Origin of the sequence: Streptomyces sp. NPDC091271, from assembly GCF_044757505.1 — a bacterium.
Taxonomy (GTDB): domain Bacteria; phylum Actinomycetota; class Actinomycetes; order Streptomycetales; family Streptomycetaceae; genus Streptomyces.
Genome location: NZ_JBIVVD010000003.1, coordinates 427,707 through 444,427, shown reverse-complemented (window position 1 = coordinate 444,427; position 16,721 = coordinate 427,707). Strand labels below are relative to the sequence as shown.

Here is a 16,721-nt window from a genome sequence, read left to right as displayed (position 1 = left end):
CGATATGACCTCCTCCGTACCCCCTCCGGCCCGCATCCGCATCGGTTCGGCACCCGATTCGTGGGGTGTGTGGTTCCCCGACGATCCGCAGCAGGTGCCCTGGGAGCGATTCCTCGACGAGGTCTCCGAAGCGGGTTACGAGTGGATCGAGCTCGGCCCTTACGGTTATCTGCCGACCGAGCCCGCCCGGCTCGCGGACGAGACCGCACGCCGGAATCTCGCCGTCTCCGCGGGCACCGTCTTCACGGGATTGCACCACGGTCCGGCGGTCTGGGACCGGACCTGGGAGCATGTCGCGGGCATCGCGGCACTCACCCGGGCGATGGGCGCCGGATACCTGGTGGTCATCCCGTCGTTCTGGCGGGACGACAAGTCAGGCGAGGTGCTGGAGAACAGCACACTCACCCCCGCGCAGTGGCGCGACCTCACCACCCAGACGGAACGTCTGGCCCGCGAGGTCCAGGACCGCTACGGACTGCGGATCGTGGTCCACCCGCACGCCGATACGCACATCGACAGCAAGGAGAACGTCAACCGCTTCCTCGACGCCACCGACCCCGATCTGGTCTCGCTCTGCCTGGACACCGGCCATTACGCCTACTGCGGCGGGGACAGCGTGAAGCTCATCAGGACCTACGGCGAGCGGATCGGCTATCTCCACCTCAAGCAGGTCGACCCGGAGGTACTCGCGGACGTCGTGGCGAACGAGGTGCCGTTCGGTCCGGCCGTGGCGCGCGGCGTGATGTGCGAACCGCCGGGCGGAGTGCCCGCACTGGAGCCCGTACTGAATGCCGCGCGCGCCCTGGGCAGCGACCTGTTCGCCATCGTCGAGCAGGACATGTATCCCTGTCCGCCCGACAAGCCGCTGCCCATCGCACGCCGCACCCGGGAGTTCCTCCGCACCTGCGGGCCCGCGCGGCCGTCCTCCTGAGCTTTCCCTTCAGCCTCTCGGGCCCCTCCCGCCGCAGCAGTCACCTCTCTGTCACGTATGTCCGCGTTCCGCTGGGTCCCTGTCACGGGCTCGCGACGCCCCCTGCCCGGGGCGGACTGCTCTCGTTCACCGGAACAGAGGCGCACGGACGTACAGAGAGGTGTCATTCATGACGGACAGAACACTCTGGTCGTACAAGGACATTGCGGCACACATCCGGGTCCAGCCGGACACGATCCGTTCGTACCGCAAGCACGGGCTTCTTCCGCCTCCCGACGATGTCCGGAACGGGAAGCCCTACTGGTACGTGGACACCGTCCTGGCGTGGATCGCGTCCCGGCCCAGCAACCGGGGCCGTTGAGCCGGCCGGACACGAACGCTCAGGCCCCCGCCGCCGGTTCGATGATCGTGACGCCCGCTCCCGGGGCACTGCCCATCGCGGCGAGGGCCGCAGGGGCGGCGTCCAGCGCGATGGTGGAGGTCACCAGCAGATCCGGCCGCAGGGTGCCGGACCGGACCATGTCCATCATGGGCGGGTAGTCATGGGCGGCCATGCCGTGGCTGCCGAGGATCTCCAGCTCCAGTGCGATCACCCGCGCCATGGGCACCACCGGGCCGCCGGCCGCCGGCGGCAGCAGCCCGACCTGGACATGACGGCCCTGCCGGCGCAGGCTCCGCACCGAGGCGGCACAGGTGACCGGGGACCCCAGCGCATCCAGCGACAGATGCGCACCGCCGCCGGTCAGTTCGCGTACGGCCTCGTCGGCACCGGCGGGGCATGCCGAGGCGTCCACGCAGGCGGACGCGCCGAAGGCCCGCGCCAGCTCCAGAGCCTGCGGCGAGACGTCGACCGCGACGACCCTGGCCCCGCACGCCACCGCGATCATCACCGCCGACAGCCCGACCCCGCCGCAACCGTGCACGGCGACCCACTCCCCCGGCGCCACCCGCCCCTGCCCCACGACAGCCCGGAACGCGGTGGCGAACCGGCACCCGAGCCCGGCCGCCGTGGCGGACGACAGCCCGTCGGGCACCGCGACCAGATTGACGTCGGCCTGCTCCAGCGCCACATACTCGGCGAAGGATCCCCAGCGGGTGAAGCCCGGCTGGGTCTGCCGCTCACAGACCTGCTGGGCGCCGGCCGCGCAGGCGGAGCACCGGCCGCAGGCACAGACGAAGGGCACGGTGACCCGGTCGCCGGGGCGCCAGTTGTACACACCGGCGCCCACCTCCTCGACCACCCCGGCCAGTTCGTGTCCGGGTACGTGCGGGAGGACGATGTCCGGGTCATGCCCCATCCAGCCGTGCCAGTCGCTCCGGCACAGCCCCGTGGCCTCGACCCGGACCACGACGCCCCCGGCCGGAGGGGTGGGATCCGGGAGGTCCCGGACCCGGGCCTCCTGCCCGAACTCCTCGAACACCACTGCCCGCATCGGCCCCGCCTCCCATGGTCCGGCTCACGCCGTCCGGTTCCTCAGGGCTGCGCCGCCCCGCGACCCGGCGAATCTACGCCCCGACCTGATCAGGTCGCACGACGGAGGCGAACGGCAGGCGCGCATCGGGGAGTTGAAGAGCTTGATGCGTCGCCGCCTGGTGCCCCTGTCGCGTGACACACCCGGTGGAGTGACACCAGGGCACATAAATACCCCCTAGGGGTATAGTTGTCAGTGCGGGTAGGCGCACCGGGCTCCCCAGTACCCCCTCGTGCCACATCCGTCACACATCTGTACCTGCGAAGAGGAGAACGCCATGACCGCCGAAACGGACACGCCCCGGACCGCCGGCTCCTGCTGCTCGTCCACCGGTTCCCGCAACGACGGGGCGGCCGACGCCCAGGCGGGCAACGTCACCACGGTGTACGAGGTCAAGGGCATGACCTGCGGCCACTGTGAGGGAGCGGTCACCGAGGAGGTCTCCGGGATCGAGGGAGTCACCTCGGTGAAGGCGGAGGCAGCCACCGGCCGGGTGACCATCACCTCCGCGGCGCCGCTGACCGAGGACGCCGTACGCGCAGCCGTCGACGAGGCGGGCTACGAGCTCGTCGGCCGCGCCTGAGGATCGGCGATCCGCGCCTCGCATCGAGGCACCCTCGGGCGGCCTCATGCCGGTTCATGGAGATCTCAAGGTGGACCCTGCCACCATCCGCCCATTGAGGCGTACTCTGTGCACCATCAGAAGCAACCGCTTCCAGGCCTGCGGCCACCATGTGGTCACTCTGTCGTCCACCACGTCCTGGCTGGTCAGAGCCATGTTCGCGAGTGCGGCAGCAGACGTCACCGACGGCCTCCGTCGTGACGGTCGGCCTGTGGTTGTGCTCCTTCACACAATTTCTACAAAGAGACTTAGATCACACCGATTTGAGGGTAACCATCTGATGGGTTGGTGAGTCTAAGAGTGCGATGCCAAGGATGTCTTGGGGGACGTCCGACGGAGTGTCTTGGGGGACGCTCCGGGCAGGCGTGGCCGGGGCACGTGCACCGGGGAGCTTTGAGCGGCCCTCCCGTGCGTACGTACCCCGGCAGTCGCACAGCAGGACCGAACTGAATAGGCACCACCGGAAACCAGGGAGTTCAGGCTCCCGCGCAGACGCCCGGCCGGATCCCGTGGGGGGAATCCGCTCCGGGATATGGGAAGCGCCCCGTCCGTCGACCCGTGGGGGGATCGGCAGACGGGGCGCTTCTCGCGTTCCGCGGCTTCACGGCTTCACGGCTTGAACCGCTCTGGGGCCTGCGGGGGCTGGCCCCAGGTCACCATGGGTCTCGGCGACACCACCGACAGGGGTGCCAGCCGGATTCTTCGGTCGCCCGCATTTCCGAATGATGGGACTGACAGGCACACCAGCACCCTCAGCCACCGAAGGATCAGACATGCCCCGCACCGCCCTCGACCGCCGGTCCACGTACCGCGTGCTGTCGGCCTTCGTTCTGCTGACCTTGACCGCCGGCGCCGTCACGGCCTGCGCCGGCGACGACGCCACCCACGAGGAGGCCGCCTCGCCGGGCGCCGTCGCGTCAGGCACGTCGAGGCTGCACATGATCACCCATGACGGTCACCGTCTCGCCTTCCACGTCACGCAGGGCGACGACCGCACGATCGTCCTGGACTCGGGCGGCGGCGAGGACTCCTCCTACTGGAAGGACCTCGTCCCCGAACTCCACGCGGACACCGGCGCGACGGTCATCACCTACGACCGGGCCGGTCTCGGCAAGAGCGACGTGGTACCCGGCCCGTGGCAGGTCGAGAGCGCCGTCGGCGACCTCGAGTCGGGGCTCCGGCAGCTGGGTGTCACGAAGAACGTGACCCTGGTGTCCCACTCCCAGGCCGGCGAGATCGCGGCCTACTTCGCCAAGGACAACCCGAGGATGCTCTCCGGTGCGGTCCTGGTCGACGCCAACCTCCCCCAGTTCTTCACGGACGAGGAGATCCCCCGTCTCGTAGCGGCGACCGCGCCGCAGGTCGAAGCGGCGAAGAAGGACCCCGAGAAGCCGGAGAACCGCCAGCTCATATCCACCGCGGACGGCTTCGTCGCAGCTCACCGTGGATTCCACAAGGTGGCCTGGCCGGACGCGGTGCCGGCAACGGTCATGGTCTCGGAGAAGACCCCGCTCGACGGGTCCCCCGTGGACGCCCGGCGCTGGCGCGACGCCGCCGCCTCGTTCGTCCAGGCCGGACCCGGCCGCACGCTCGTCACCGCCGAGGGCAGTTCCCACGACGTCCCGAAGGACCGTCCCGACCTCGTGCTCGAGGAGATCGAAGACATGGTCGCCCCACAGCAATGATCTCGAAGCTGCGGTCCTTGCGCAGGACCGCGGACCGCGCTCATCAGCCCAGCAGTGCGGTCACCGTCGACAGCGGCTCCCACTCCGCGGTGCCTCCGGTCAGCCTCTTCGCCACCCGCGCCCAGGCCGCCCCGTCCGTGCCGAGCCGGGCCCGTACGAGCACGGCGAGCTCGGCCCGCGCGGCAGCGGCCTCAGGCGGTGCGTCCGTGCGGCGGGCGGCCGCGTTCAGATAGGCGAGCATCCGCACGGCCGGGGTCGCCAGAACCAGCAGGTCCGCACCGGTCAGCAGGCCCGTGGTGAGCAACCCGTCCAGCTGCATGGCCGGCGGGCAGCGGTACAGGCCGCCCAGCCCGTGCCGGGCCCGCTCCCGGCTCAGCCGCGCACCCGCCGGCAGCCCGTCGGGCCCCGGCTCATGCAGCAGCGCCGCGTGCCGCATCCGTACGTCCCCGGGGACCACGGGCAGATTGATCAGGTCACGCCAGTACGGCACCGGATCCTGTTCATGGGCGGCTTCGAGCGCCTCCCAGTCGACGGGCTCGCCGGGCGGGAGGGCCTCGACAGTGCCGCGCGCCTGGGCGGCGTGACGGGCTCGCCGCAGTCTCACGAGGAGCTTCTCCGGGGCCAGTTCACGGTCGAGCCGGGCACGGAGCACCGCGGCGGGGTCGGCGGACGCCAGCGCCTTCGCGCACAGCGATGTGGCCGCCCGCCCCAGCACTTCCCGGCCCGCGAGGCCGGCCAGCCGGTCGGCTCCGCCGTGTTCGAGCAGCCGCAGACACCCCAACAGCTGGTGTCCGAGACCGAGCCGGGCGCCCTCCCGGATGAGGAGCTCCTCGACCAGGCCGGGTTCGGCCGAGCAGAGCCAGGTCAGTCCCCCGGCCGGGCGGGCTCCACCCCCGGCGTGCCACTCGGCCAGTACGCGGGCCCCCAGCGACGGGGGTTCGGCTCCGGAGTGAGGACGGGAGCGGGTCACGATCCGGTGGACGGTCGGCCGGTGCGTCAGGTGCCGCAGGAGCACGAGGTCGATGTCCGGGTCGTCCAGATCGGCCAACCGCTCCGCCGAGCCGTTCTTGAGCCAGCGGCACTGCTCGGCGAGTACGCGGAGCGCGTCGGGGTCACGATCGGCGAGCAAACGGTCGAGGACCTGGCGCGGAGTGCGGTCGTGGCGCAGCAGGTAAGCGGCGAGGAGCCAGGGCCCGTCGGGGCCCAGCCGCGGCAGCACGGCGTCGACCACCTCGGCGTCGGCCAGGCACAGCAGGGTGCCTTCCGGCCACTCCCACAGATGGTTGCCCCGTTCCAGGAGCTTGATCGCCTCGTCGGCAGTGCGCGGCCGGGGCGTGGGCGCGAACCAGCTCTGCTCCGAGGCGGGGGCCTCGGCCGGCGCCTGGTCCGCGGTGGGCGTGGCAGGCCCCTCACCGGAGCGCGACAGGCGCAGCAACTCGGCCCAGGTGGGCCCCTCCGAAGCGTTGGTGGATCCGGACGCGGCGGACGCCGACACCGTTGCGGCCAGGTGCAGCCATGCCTCCGGGTCGGTGCCGAGGTCGGCGCGCAGCCGGCGGGCGAGCGCGGCCCGCCACGCGTGGGCGAAAGTGAGCCGCTGCCAGTCGTGGGGGAACAGCAGCAGGTGGCCGGCCGGCAGCAGGGCGAGCAGTTCGTCGGCGGGCAGAATGCCCTGGACGTAGGCGTGTTCGGTGAGGAGGGCGCCGGACCCGTGGGTCTGCGGGCGCTGCGCCCTCACCTCCGCGAGGGTGGGCGCGACGTGGGCGGATCCTTCCCCGGACGGGGCGATGCCGTGGGCCGCGCAGGCTTCGGCGAACCATTCCGGGGTGCTCAGCCCGGGGGCGTCACTCCAGTCGTACGCGGTCAGCGCGCGCAGCACATCGGGGTCGTCGGGCAGCGGTGCGCCGGCGGGAGCGAGGGAGTACAGCAGGTCCAGGGCCGACAGGGCCAGGGACCGGTCGCGTCGGCTCACCTGCGACGGGGCCGGTGCGCGGTCGCGTGCTTCCGGCAAGGGGCGCTCCTCCTCGACGCCCGGCACGGCGGCGACCTCACCGGGGGTGGCCGGGGCCGCCCTGCCCGCGTCCGCGATCAGCTCCGCCACGGATCCGCGGTGCCCGGGCAGCAAGCTGTCGAGTGCGGCCCGGGTCCCGGTGTCCTCGCCGAGGTGGGTGTCGGCCAGTACGCGGAGCGCGGCCACGGCCTCGTCCGTCAGCAGGGCCCGCTCGGCGAGCACGGCGAGGGCGGCCACCGCGTGCACGGCGGGTCGGGCCCGGTGTATCAGCTCGACGGGGTCCAGCAGGCCGGCGTCGACCATGCCCTCCGCCCAGCGGGCCGCGCTGTCGTCGAGCATCTCCTCGGCCAGCCGCTGTCCCGGCAGGGCGGTGTTCCCGGCGCGGCGGCCGCCGGCCCGCCACGGCTCGTTGAGGACGCTCAGGCGGAACGCCAGGCGCTGCGCGTCGCTCGCCGCTTCGTGGCGGGCCAGCTCCTCGCACGCCTTGGGCATGAACGGACTCTTCGCGTGGGCCAGGGCCAGGGCGTCGATGTCGTGGACGTACGGCTCGGAGAGCAGGTCGCGCAGGGTGCTGGTGCCCCGGGTGGTCGCCAGCAGGGCGGGCAGGCGCGCGGGATCCTCGTACGGCTCGCACTGTTCCCGCAGACGTCGTACAGCGTCCGCGTGGCGGCCGTCCCCGCCGGGGTCCTCGTCCGCGCCGCCGGAGCCGGCGTCCGACAGGGCCGCGCCGACCGCGCTCACGACATCCCGGCTCAGGTGACGGGCCACGGAGGGGTCGTCGAGCAGGGCTCGTACGGCGTGCGGCCCGGTGCGCTCCCAGACCCTCACCAGCGCGTACTGCTGAGCGACCCGCCGGGGCCCGGCCCGCAGGGCCGACGCCACCAGCTGCGGATCGCCGGAGCCCAGCAGCGGCGCGAGCCAGGTACGGGGCACGTCATCGCGCGGTGAGGCCAGCTCCGTGCGCAGTGTGTCGTCCATCGGCTCGGCGGGGAGCCGGTGCGCGACGGTACGACGCAGGGATTGGGTGGCACGGGGGTGGCGGTAGACGGCCGCCGCCACCTCGGAGTCGCCGACGGTGAGCAGACGGGCCAGGACCCGGGTGTCGAGCCGCGGGTGACGGGCCAGGGCGGCGCGGACGCGGGAGTCGCCGTGGTCGAGGACGGCGGTGACGAGGGACGACGCGGGAAGCGTCCCGCCGGCGAGCAGTTCCGCCGCCACCCGCTCCGGGAGGCCGGCCAGGGCGACGGCGGCGTGCTGCGGCTCGACGTGCTCCAGCAGCAGGCCGAGCGTGGCGTGGACGCTCCTGGGCGCGGGCGGGACGACCGCGCCCTCGGCGGGGGGCTTCGCGGGCACCGGCGCCTGGGCGAGCAGTGCGGGCAGGCTGCCCCGGTGGTCGGTGAGTGCGTCGTGCAGGCCACGCCACCGCTCCACGTCACCGCCGAGCTGACGCCCGGCCAACTCGCGCAGCAGCAGCGCGGTTTCGCGGTCGGCTCCACCCGCGGCGGCGACCTTGGCCGCGACCGTACGCGCCGGACGCGTCTGCTGTACGGCCCGGAGAGCGGCGCCCGCTTCGTCCGGGGCCGACGCGGCGCTCCCCTCGCTTCCGGGTGTGCCGGAGGAGGCGTCGAGGAGAGCGCGCAGCACACGACCGGCCGGCCCGGCCTGCATTTCTGTCATGCCCGACATGCTAGGTGCGGCCCGGGACCGACCGGCCGCCCCCTCGGAACGCCGAATCGCCCCGTACACCGCGCTCGATGACCGAGCACGGCACGCGGGGCGAAGGCAGTGGACCTCAAGGGCCCGGTACGTCAGCGGCTCCGGCGAGGCGGAACCGACGGGTGGTCGGGGATCAGCGGCCCTCGACCGGGACGAAGTCGCGCAGGACCTCGCCGGTGTAGATCTGGCGCGGGCGGCCGATGCGGGATCCCGGCTCCTTGATCATCTCGTGCCACTGGGCGATCCAGCCGGGGAGGCGGCCGAGCGCGAACAGCACGGTGAACATCTCGGTCGGGAAGCCCATGGCGCGGTAGATCAGGCCCGTGTAGAAGTCCACGTTGGGGTAGAGGTTGCGCGAGACGAAGTACTCGTCGGAGAGCGCGTGCTCCTCCAGCTTGAGCGCGATGTCGAGCAGCTCGTCGGACTTGCCGAGCGACGACAGCACGTCGTGGGCGGCGGCCTTGATGATCTTGGCGCGCGGGTCGAAGGACTTGTACACCCGGTGGCCGAAGCCCATCAGGCGGACGCCGTCCTCCTTGTTCTTCACCTTCTGGATGAACGAGTCGACGTCGCCGCCGTTGGCCTGGATGCCCTCGAGCATCTCCAGCACCGACTGGTTGGCGCCACCGTGCAGCGGGCCCCACAGGGCCGAGATGCCGGCGGAGATCGAGGCGAACATGTTCGCCTGCGAGGAGCCGACCAGACGCACGGTGGAGGTCGAACAGTTCTGCTCGTGGTCCGCGTGCAGGATGAGCAGCTTCTCGAGCGCCGAGACGACGACCGGGTCCGGCACGTACTCCTGGGCCGGCACGGAGAACGTCATCCGCAGGAAGTTCTCGACGTAACCGAGGTCGTTGCGCGGGTAGACGAACGGGTGACCGATCGACTTCTTGTACGCGTACGCCGCGATCGTCGGAAGCTTGGCCAGCAGCCGGATCGTCGAGAGGTGACGCTGCTCCTCGTCGAACGGGTTGTGGCTGTCCTGGTAGAAGGTGGACAGCGCGCTGACGACCGAGGACAGCATGGCCATCGGGTGGGCGTCGCGCGGGAAGCCGTCGAAGAAGCGCTTGACGTCCTCGTGCAGCAGCGTGTGCTGGGTGATCTCGTTCTTGAAGGCCGACAGCTCGTCGACCTTGGGAAGGTCGCCGTTGATCAGCGTGTAGGCGACCTCGAGGAACGTCGAGCTCTCGGCGAGCTGCTCGATCGGGTAGCCGCGGTACCGCAGGATGCCCTGCTCACCGTCGAGGTACGTGATGGCGGATTTATAGGCGGCTGTGTTGCCGTATCCGCTGTCCAGCGTGACCAGGCCGGTATTGGCCCGGAGCTTCCCGATATCGAAGCCCTTGTCGCCGACGGTGCTGTCGATCACCGGGTAGGTGTACTCGTCATCGCCGTACCGCAGTACTACAGCGTTGTTGGTGTGCTCGCTCACGTCATCCCTCACCGACGTAGTGCCTCTTCTTCGAGGTGCCCTGACTGTCTCCACCCTCCCCCATTTGGCGCAGGAGAGTGCACTCGGGGTCGTCCATTGGACCTACCGGCGGCACTGAGTGCCGCCAACTTGCCCATCCTGCCCCCTCCCCTCCGGTTCCGGAAGGGCTCAGTGATGTATCCCACCGTTTTGATCGATCATTTTTCCGGGAAGTCTTCCGACGCCTCGCCGCGGAGCCGGAAATCCAGTGCTGTGCAGCGCCTGCCTGCGGAAACCGTGCGGACGGCCTGACCGATGGCCTTGCGCGAACCGACCAGCACGACGAGCTTCCTGGCTCTGGTCACGGCGGTGTACAGCAGGTTCCGCTGGAGCATCATCCAGGCGCTGGTGGTGACGGGAATGACGACCGCCGGGTATTCGCTGCCCTGCGAACGGTGGATGGTCATCGCGTAGGCGTGGGCCAGTTCGTCCAGTTCGTCGAAGTCGTACGCGATCTCCTCGTCCTCGTCGGTGAGAACCGTCAGCCTCTGCTCGTCCGCGTCGAGACCGGTGACGACACCGACCGTACCGTTGAAGACGCCGTTCTCACCTTTGTCGTAGTTGTTTCTGATCTGCGTCACTTTGTCCCCGACCCGGAAGACCCGGCCGCCGAACCGCTTCTCGGGCAGGCCGGGACGGCCCGGGGTGATGGCCTGCTGGAGCAGTCCGTTGAGATGGCCCGCGCCCGCCGGGCCGCGGTGCATCGGGGCGAGCACCTGCACGTCACGACGGGCGTTCAGGCCGAACTTTGCGGGGATGCGACGGGCAGCGACGTCCACGGCGAGCACCCCCGCGTCCTCCGTCTCGTCCTCCACGAAGAGAAAGAAGTCGTCCAGCCCCTGGGTCAGCGGCGGCACCCCGGAGTTGATCCGGTGGGCGTTGGTGACGACACCGGACTTCTGGGCCTGCCGGAAGATGGTGGTCAGCCGGACCGCCGGGACCGGGCCGTCCTCGGCGAGCAGATCCCGAAGCACCTCCCCCGCACCGACCGAGGGCAGCTGGTCCACATCGCCGACCAGCAGGAGATGGGCACCGGGCGCCACCGCCTTGATCAGCTTGTTGGCGAGCAGCAGATCGAGCATCGACGCCTCGTCGACGACGACGAGGTCGGCGTCCAGCGGCCTCTCCCGGTCGTACGCCGCGTCCCCGCCGGGCTTCAGCTCCAGCAGCCGGTGCACGGTGGACGCCTCGGCGCCGGTCAGCTCCGAGAGCCGCTTGGCGGCCCGCCCGGTGGGGGCGGCCAGCACCACCTTCGCGTTCTTCGCGCGGGCCAGCTCGACGACGGAGCGGACGGTGAACGACTTGCCGCAGCCGGGGCCACCCGTGAGCACGGCTACCTTCTCCGTGAGGGCGAGCCGGACGGCCGCCTCCTGCTCAGGCGCCAGCTTCGCCCCCGTACGCCCTGCGAGCCACGACAGCGCCTTGTCCCAGTCGACGTCGCCGAAGGCCGGCATCCGGTCCTCCGGCGTACGCAGCAGACGCCGCACCTGTGCGGCGAGGGAGATCTCGGCACGGTGGAAGGGGACGAGATACACGGCGGTGACCGTCCGCCCGTCCTCGGGACCCGGCACCTTCTCCCGCACGACACCCTCGGGGTCCTCCGCGAGCTCGGCCAGGCAGTCGATGACGAGGCCGGTGTCGACCTGGAGCAGCTTCACCCCGTCCGCGATCAGCCGCTCCTCAGGGAGGAAGCAGTGCCCCTGGTCGGTGGACTGCGACAGGGCGTACTGCAGCCCGGCCTTGACCCGTTCCGGGCTGTCGTGCGGGATCCCGACGGCCTGGGCGATGCGGTCGGCGGTCAGGAATCCGATGCCCCAGACGTCGGAGGCCAGCCGGTAGGGCTGGTTCTTCACCACGGAGATCGAGGCGTCCTCGTACTTCTTGTAGATGCGGACGGCGATGGAGGTGGAGACGCCGACGGTCTGGAGGAAGACCATGACCTCCTTGATCGCCTTCTGCTCCTCCCAGGCCGCGGCGATCATCTTCGTCCGCTTCGGCCCGAGCCCGGGCACCTCGACGAGGCGCTTCGGCTGCTGCTCGATGATGTCCAGGGTGTCCACGCCGAAGTGGGTGGTGATGCGGTCGGCCATGACCGGCCCGATGCCCTTGATCAGGCCGGAGCCGAGGTAGCGGCGGATGCCCTGGATGGTGGCGGGCAGGATCGTCGTGTAGTTCTCGACGGTGAACTGCTTGCCGTACTGCGAGTGGGAGCTCCAACGCCCCTCCATCCGCAGCGACTCACCGGGCTGCGCGCCGAGCAGCGAACCGACGACGGTGAGCAGGTCCCCCGCCCCGCGCCCGGTGTCGACGCGGGCGACCGTGTAGCCGTTCTCCTCGTTGGCGTACGTGATCCGCTCCAGGACGCCTTCGAGGACGGCGGTGTTGGACATGGTCCCGACGGTAGCGGGTGGGTCCGACAGCCCGTGGGAGGAGTACGGCACCTGCGGCCGGGACGGCCCCACACGTGCCACATCCGTCACAGGACCGAGAGCCGGGGGCAGCCGGCCCGGCCTCTTCGGGCACCTGTCGTGCCCCGTGGCTTCCTGACTCGGCACCATTGCCGCGTTTAACGTCCGGGAGTGAGCCTCTGGACTTCCCTTGAGCCCGCCTCCACGACCGTGGACCCGGGTGGCAGTGCGACTGTGCGGCTGCGACTGCGTAACACCGGTGACGTGGTGGAGGAGTACCGCTTCGAGGCGGTGGGCTCTCTGGCGCCCTGGACCGCCGTGGAGCCGCAGTCGCTGCGGTTGTACCCGGGGACGACGGGGTCCGTGGACCTGACGTTCGCTCCGCCGCGTACGCCGGATGCGACGGCGGGGCCGAATCCGTACGCCGTGCGGATCACGCCGACCGAGCACCCGGAGGCGACGACGGCTCCGGAGGGGAACGTCACCATCACTCCGTTCACGGAAGTGCGGGCGGAGTTGATACCTCCGACGGTGAAGGGCCGCTTCCGTGGCCGTCCGAAACTGGCCGTGGACAACCTGGGCAACACGAAGCTGACGGCGTCGGTGAGCGGCAGCGACAACGGCGATCAGCTGTCGTACGACATACATCCGGGCAGTGTGCAGATCGAGCCGGGCCGTGCGGCGTTCGTGAGGACGACGCTGAAACCACGGCAGATCATCTGGTTCGGGTCTGCGGAGCAACGGCCCTACACCCTGGCCGTGCAGCGGTCGGGTGTGACGCCGCTGGACGTGGAAGGCACATACGTGCAGCGGGGTTTCCTGCCGCGCTGGCTGGTGGCCTTCCTCAGTCTCCTCCTGGCGCTGGCGATCACGTTCGTGATGCTGTGGATCGCCTACAAGCCCCAGGTCCGCAGCACCGCCACCGAGAAGGTCCAGGAGCCAGGCATCAGCACGCTGCCACCTTCTCCCTCACCGTCCGCCGGCGCACCGAAGGCCCCGTCCGCCGAGGCCACGCCCCCTCCGGCCGCGGCCCAGGAGACGGGCGGAGCGGGGACGGGAGGCAGCGGTTCCCAGGAGGAGGAGACCAAGGCCCCGGAGAGGACGGCGGCGACCGCCGTCCAGCAACTGGCCGCGAAGGACCCGAGCGGCCGGCACATCTGCTACCGCGTCTATGCGGCGGGCCAGGGCTGGACCGACGCCGTGTGCGACGGTGAGACGGCGGGCGCGGCGGGCGAGGGGGTGCCGCTCAAGGCCGTCAACATCGCCGTGGCCGGAACCAACGGCACATCCAGCGGCGCCTTCACCCCCGACCCCGCGTCGACCAAGGGCGAGGGACACTTCCCCGAGCCGTGGTCGAACGCCGCCGACGGCATCGACAACTACGTCGGCAGCACCAAGAAGGACGCCCCGGACCTGATGGGGTTCACGATCAGCGTCGACGCCGGCAAGGGTGCCGTCTGCCAGTCCACCTACGTCAACAGCGACGCCTGGCTCGGCCTGGCATGCGACGATCCGGGGAACGGGCTCGAATTCACCTACGCCGGCACCCACGACAACACATCGTGGATCGAGGCGGTCAAGCTCAGGGTGTGATCGTCGGCAGCCTCCGCACTTGATGAAGGCTCCTTGTCCGGCCCCTTGACCGGCGGCCGGTCAGGAGCGGCGTCCTATGTCGAAGCTGATGTGGAAGTTGCCGCCCGCGTCCTTGGTCAACTCGCCCCCAGAGATGAAATGTGAGCGCTCCGGGGGAAGTTTCTTCACCTTGTTGTACGTCCCCACCATGTTGAGCGTCGATTTTCCGTTGACTGTGCCCATCATCTGCCTGTACTCAACGCTGTCCTCGGGGAAGGAGACCTTGGATTTGTCGCCGAGGATGCCACCCAGCGTCTGCTTGGCCTGTTCACCCGAGATGTTCTGCCGGTAGATGCGGTCCGGCAGCTCGTCCGGGATTGCGGTAGAGGCGGTCTTCTCCGCCGCCAGTGCCCCCTTGACCTTCTTGTTCAGCGCACCGCCACTCAGGCCGCCGCTCGTACCGAGTACCGAATGGGCCGCTGTCCACTGGTTGAGGAAGACGTCACTCGCGGTATAGGCGGGAGACGGGACCACTTCCCCGGTCTCCGGGTCCGCCGTGTCCTTGCTCTGGCGGTAGTTCTCCATCATCACCGCGAAGGAACCGGCGTCGTCCTTCCCGAAAAGGTTCTTGAACGCCCCGCCCCTGAGCGGCGGCTTCCCCGAAGCGTCCTGCGGGTCGGCCTTGTAGTCCTTGGACTCTTCGGCGATCTCGATCATCTCGGCCGGGACCTCCCGCCCGAAGGCCGTCAGCGCCGACGACTTCCTGGCCTTTCCGCCCACGTCGGCACTCTTCTCATGCGCGTTCGTCTTCTCGATCCACGCGTCGAGCCTCTCCTGCGGGTCCTCCACGATGCGTTGTACCGGGACCCCGGCCCCGGCGCCGCTCCGCAGAGCCCTCTGCAGGGCGGCATTGCCGGCAGTGCTCTGAACAGCGGCGACCTGTGACGCGGTGAGCAGCTCCCGGGAAGCCGGCGACACCCCGGTGTTCGGCCGGCGGAGGCTCGCCGGGGCGGGGGTACGTGCCCTGGTGCCGCGCACGGTCCAGGAATCGCGTTCGAGTCGCTCGCGTTCGGGCATGCTCGTCTCTTCTCTCCGTCTGCGGCACAGGGGTCAGCTCAGCCTCACCCGAGCAGGGAACAACTGCCAAGGCCTGCCGGGGCACTTCCCAGGAGGCGGTGTCTGCCCTCCCAGCCACCCCCACCCCTCGCATGCGTCTGGAGTGAGCCCGCGAGAAAGACGTCTCGGCGGAGCCTGAATCGCCCCCGTGGCGGCCCTCGGGTGGTGCGTGGGTGCGTGGGCGCCCCTGCGCCGGAGGGGGTTGGTGGCGGGTGTCCGGCGAGGTCGCCACCCAGCCACCCAGGGGTGCTGCTCACCTGCTCTGACCTGGCCGTTCATGTCGGGTGGCGATAAACTCAGGTCCTCGGGAAGGGGGTTCCGGATGGACCGGAACGTGCGCTCCGTCGACGACGTACTGAAGCTCATGGACAGCCTGTTCGCGCCGGGGGCTGACCGGTGGACGAGCGAAGCCGGCAATTGGTGGGACGGGTTCTACGAGGACCGGTCGAAGCCGGTGCCGTTTTTCGCGGCGAAGCCCGACGAGAGCCTCGTCTCGTATGTGGAGCGGGGGCTGGTCGCGCCGGGGCGTGCACTCGATCTCGGGTGCGGTCCGGGGCGCAACGCACTCTGGCTCGCCTCGCGCGGCTTCGAGGTGGACGCCGTCGACCTGTCGCCCGGCGCCATCGCCTGGGCGGAGGAACGCGCCCAGGAGGCAGGCGCGGACATCCGCTTCCGCTGCGGCGACGCCTTCACCGAGGACGCGTCGGCCGGCCCGTACGACCTGATCAACGACTCGGGCTGTTTCCACCACCTGCCGCCGCACCGGCGCGTCAGCTATCTCCGGCTCGTGGAGCGGTCTCTCACGCCCGGCGGGCATCTCGCCCTCAACTGCTTCGCCTCCGGCGCGGTGGGCTCCGAGCTGCCGGACGCCGAACTCTACGGCTCAGGAGGGCTGCAGGGCGGTCTCGCCTTCACCCCCGAATCCCTGCGCTGGATCTTCGAGGGGATGAAGGAGGTCGAACTGCGCCGGATGCGGGACGAGCCGGCCGATTCCCCTTGTTTCGGTGAGGACTTCCTCTGGGCCGCGCTTTTCAGGAAGCCTGATTGCCCCGAGGCCCTCAGTCCATGACCGCGGTGGCCTCGACCTCCACCAGGTGGGCGGGGACGTCCAGCGCCGCGACCCCCAGGAGTGACGCCGACGGGGCCGCGGTGACCCGAGCTTCTCGGTGGCCCGGGAGATGCCCGCGAGGAGCCACCTTCGGGCCCCTGCGCTTACCGCCCTTGGATTTCGCGTAGTTGTCGAACGTCGCCGAAGCGTTCGCCAGGCCGGTGTTGTAGGCCTCCTTGGAGTTCTCGTCCCACCAGCCGGCGAACCGCGGATCGGTGCGCTTGGCCTCGTTGAACGCCTTCCGCAAGGCGGGCAGTGACCACGACCGCCACGCACTCAGCACTCCTCAGGGATGCCGTACGAGGCTTCGGCCTTGCGCTGCCACCACACCGAAGTCACATACTCGACCGCCCAGTTGTGCGCAGCCCTGGCCACACCCGCATGCGAATGCAGACGGCCCGCCACCATGGCATTCGGATCCAGAGCCAGCCTGTACGCGAGGACAGTGAAGCCCCGCTGCGGGGGACGGCTCATGCAAGCGGAATGGGGCCCGGCCCACAGGCCGGACCCCCCTCGCTTTCCCCCTCCGTCGGGCTTCCCGATCCCCCCGGACCCCTCCCCGGAAGTCCCGACGCAGAGTACGACCGGGGAGGGTACGTAAAGGTTGCACGC

The 16,721-nt window shown here is 70.4% G+C and carries 12 protein-coding genes and 1 pseudogene; 6 read left to right on the top strand and 7 right to left on the bottom strand.

All coding sequences use genetic code 11. The annotated features are described in order from the left end of the window. Positions 1 to 4 precede the first annotated feature (4 nt). Positions 5 to 931 carry a sugar phosphate isomerase/epimerase family protein gene (locus ACIQM3_RS13835; RefSeq protein WP_401623438.1) on the top strand — a complete coding sequence of 309 codons (927 nt, stop codon included), beginning with the start codon at positions 5 to 7 and terminating at the stop codon, positions 929 to 931. A 169-nt stretch (positions 932 to 1,100) separates the two neighbouring features. Next, complete coding sequence (locus ACIQM3_RS13830; RefSeq protein ID WP_129263096.1) at positions 1,101 to 1,292, top strand: AlpA family transcriptional regulator; 192 nt, start codon at positions 1,101 to 1,103, stop codon at positions 1,290 to 1,292. 19 nt (positions 1,293 to 1,311) lie between these two features. Here ACIQM3_RS13830 and ACIQM3_RS13825 read toward each other — a convergent pair whose 3' ends face one another. Next, positions 1,312 to 2,364 (bottom strand): zinc-dependent alcohol dehydrogenase family protein, encoded by a 1,053-nt coding sequence (locus ACIQM3_RS13825; protein ID WP_401623435.1) that lies wholly within the window; start codon positions 2,362 to 2,364, stop codon positions 1,312 to 1,314. A 316-nt stretch (positions 2,365 to 2,680) separates the two neighbouring features. Between ACIQM3_RS13825 and ACIQM3_RS13820 the strand changes: the two genes are divergently transcribed. After that, a complete protein-coding gene (locus ACIQM3_RS13820; protein ID WP_401623433.1) occupies positions 2,681 to 2,986 on the top strand; it encodes a heavy-metal-associated domain-containing protein in 306 nt (101 codons plus the stop codon). Between the two features lie 812 nt (positions 2,987 to 3,798). Next, positions 3,799 to 4,710, top strand: a complete 912-nt coding sequence (locus ACIQM3_RS13815) for an alpha/beta fold hydrolase (RefSeq protein WP_401623430.1) — start codon at positions 3,799 to 3,801, stop codon at positions 4,708 to 4,710. A gap of 43 nt (positions 4,711 to 4,753) precedes the next feature. Here the strand turns inward: ACIQM3_RS13815 and ACIQM3_RS13810 are convergent, their stop codons facing one another. The 3 genes from ACIQM3_RS13810 to ACIQM3_RS13800 all read right to left on the bottom strand — a co-directional run bounded on the left by ACIQM3_RS13810 (position 4,754) and on the right by ACIQM3_RS13800 (position 12,295). Further along, entirely contained in the window at positions 4,754 to 8,395 is a 3,642-nt protein-coding gene (locus tag ACIQM3_RS13810; RefSeq protein WP_401623427.1) for a hypothetical protein, read from the bottom strand. A 172-nt stretch (positions 8,396 to 8,567) separates the two neighbouring features. Then, on the bottom strand, positions 8,568 to 9,866 hold the full coding sequence (locus ACIQM3_RS13805) for a citrate synthase (RefSeq protein ID WP_073746777.1): 1,299 nt from the start codon (positions 9,864 to 9,866) through the stop codon (positions 8,568 to 8,570). A gap of 197 nt (positions 9,867 to 10,063) precedes the next feature. After that, positions 10,064 to 12,295, bottom strand: coding sequence for an ATP-dependent RecD-like DNA helicase (locus tag ACIQM3_RS13800; protein ID WP_401623424.1), 2,232 nt, complete (start codon positions 12,293 to 12,295; stop codon positions 10,064 to 10,066). 189 nt (positions 12,296 to 12,484) lie between these two features. Here ACIQM3_RS13800 and ACIQM3_RS13795 point away from each other — a divergent pair, with 189 nt between their 5' ends. Next, a complete protein-coding gene (locus ACIQM3_RS13795; RefSeq protein ID WP_401623421.1) occupies positions 12,485 to 13,906 on the top strand; it encodes a hydrolase in 1,422 nt (473 codons plus the stop codon). A gap of 60 nt (positions 13,907 to 13,966) precedes the next feature. Here the strand turns inward: ACIQM3_RS13795 and ACIQM3_RS13790 are convergent, their stop codons facing one another. After that, the gene (locus ACIQM3_RS13790; RefSeq protein WP_401623418.1) at positions 13,967 to 14,962 is read right to left on the bottom strand and encodes a hypothetical protein; all 996 of its coding nucleotides are present in this window, start codon (positions 14,960 to 14,962) and stop codon (positions 13,967 to 13,969) included. A 361-nt stretch (positions 14,963 to 15,323) separates the two neighbouring features. Between ACIQM3_RS13790 and ACIQM3_RS13785 the strand changes: the two genes are divergently transcribed. Next, positions 15,324 to 16,070, top strand: coding sequence for a class I SAM-dependent methyltransferase (locus tag ACIQM3_RS13785; RefSeq protein ID WP_401623415.1), 747 nt, complete (start codon positions 15,324 to 15,326; stop codon positions 16,068 to 16,070). Here the strand turns inward: ACIQM3_RS13785 and ACIQM3_RS13780 are convergent. Further along, positions 16,060 to 16,193 (bottom strand): annotated as a pseudogene (locus ACIQM3_RS13780) (RidA family protein); the annotation flags it as partial. The gene ACIQM3_RS13785 and the pseudogene ACIQM3_RS13780 sit on opposite strands and share 11 nt — an antisense overlap. A gap of 192 nt (positions 16,194 to 16,385) precedes the next feature. Next, complete coding sequence (locus tag ACIQM3_RS13775; protein ID WP_401623412.1) at positions 16,386 to 16,583, bottom strand: helix-turn-helix domain-containing protein; 198 nt, start codon at positions 16,581 to 16,583, stop codon at positions 16,386 to 16,388. Between the last annotated feature and the right edge of the window lie 138 nt (positions 16,584 to 16,721).

Excerpts from the sequence above, each read along its gene's own strand:
- ACIQM3_RS13835 (WP_401623438.1), top strand. The coding sequence starts at position 5 with ATGACCTCCTCCGTACCCCCTCCGGCCCGCATCCGCATCGGTTCGGCA.
- ACIQM3_RS13830 (WP_129263096.1), top strand. The coding sequence starts at position 1,101 with ATGACGGACAGAACACTCTGGTCGTACAAGGACATTGCGGCACACATC.
- ACIQM3_RS13825 (WP_401623435.1), bottom strand. The coding sequence starts at position 2,364 with ATGCGGGCAGTGGTGTTCGAGGAGTTCGGGCAGGAGGCCCGGGTCCGG.
- ACIQM3_RS13820 (WP_401623433.1), top strand. The coding sequence starts at position 2,681 with ATGACCGCCGAAACGGACACGCCCCGGACCGCCGGCTCCTGCTGCTCG.
- ACIQM3_RS13815 (WP_401623430.1), top strand. The coding sequence starts at position 3,799 with ATGCCCCGCACCGCCCTCGACCGCCGGTCCACGTACCGCGTGCTGTCG.
- ACIQM3_RS13810 (WP_401623427.1), bottom strand. The coding sequence starts at position 8,395 with ATGACAGAAATGCAGGCCGGGCCGGCCGGTCGTGTGCTGCGCGCTCTC.
- ACIQM3_RS13800 (WP_401623424.1), bottom strand. The coding sequence starts at position 12,295 with ATGTCCAACACCGCCGTCCTCGAAGGCGTCCTGGAGCGGATCACGTAC.
- ACIQM3_RS13790 (WP_401623418.1), bottom strand. The coding sequence starts at position 14,962 with ATGCCCGAACGCGAGCGACTCGAACGCGATTCCTGGACCGTGCGCGGC.
- ACIQM3_RS13785 (WP_401623415.1), top strand. The coding sequence starts at position 15,324 with ATGGACCGGAACGTGCGCTCCGTCGACGACGTACTGAAGCTCATGGAC.
- ACIQM3_RS13775 (WP_401623412.1), bottom strand. The coding sequence starts at position 16,583 with ATGAGCCGTCCCCCGCAGCGGGGCTTCACTGTCCTCGCGTACAGGCTG.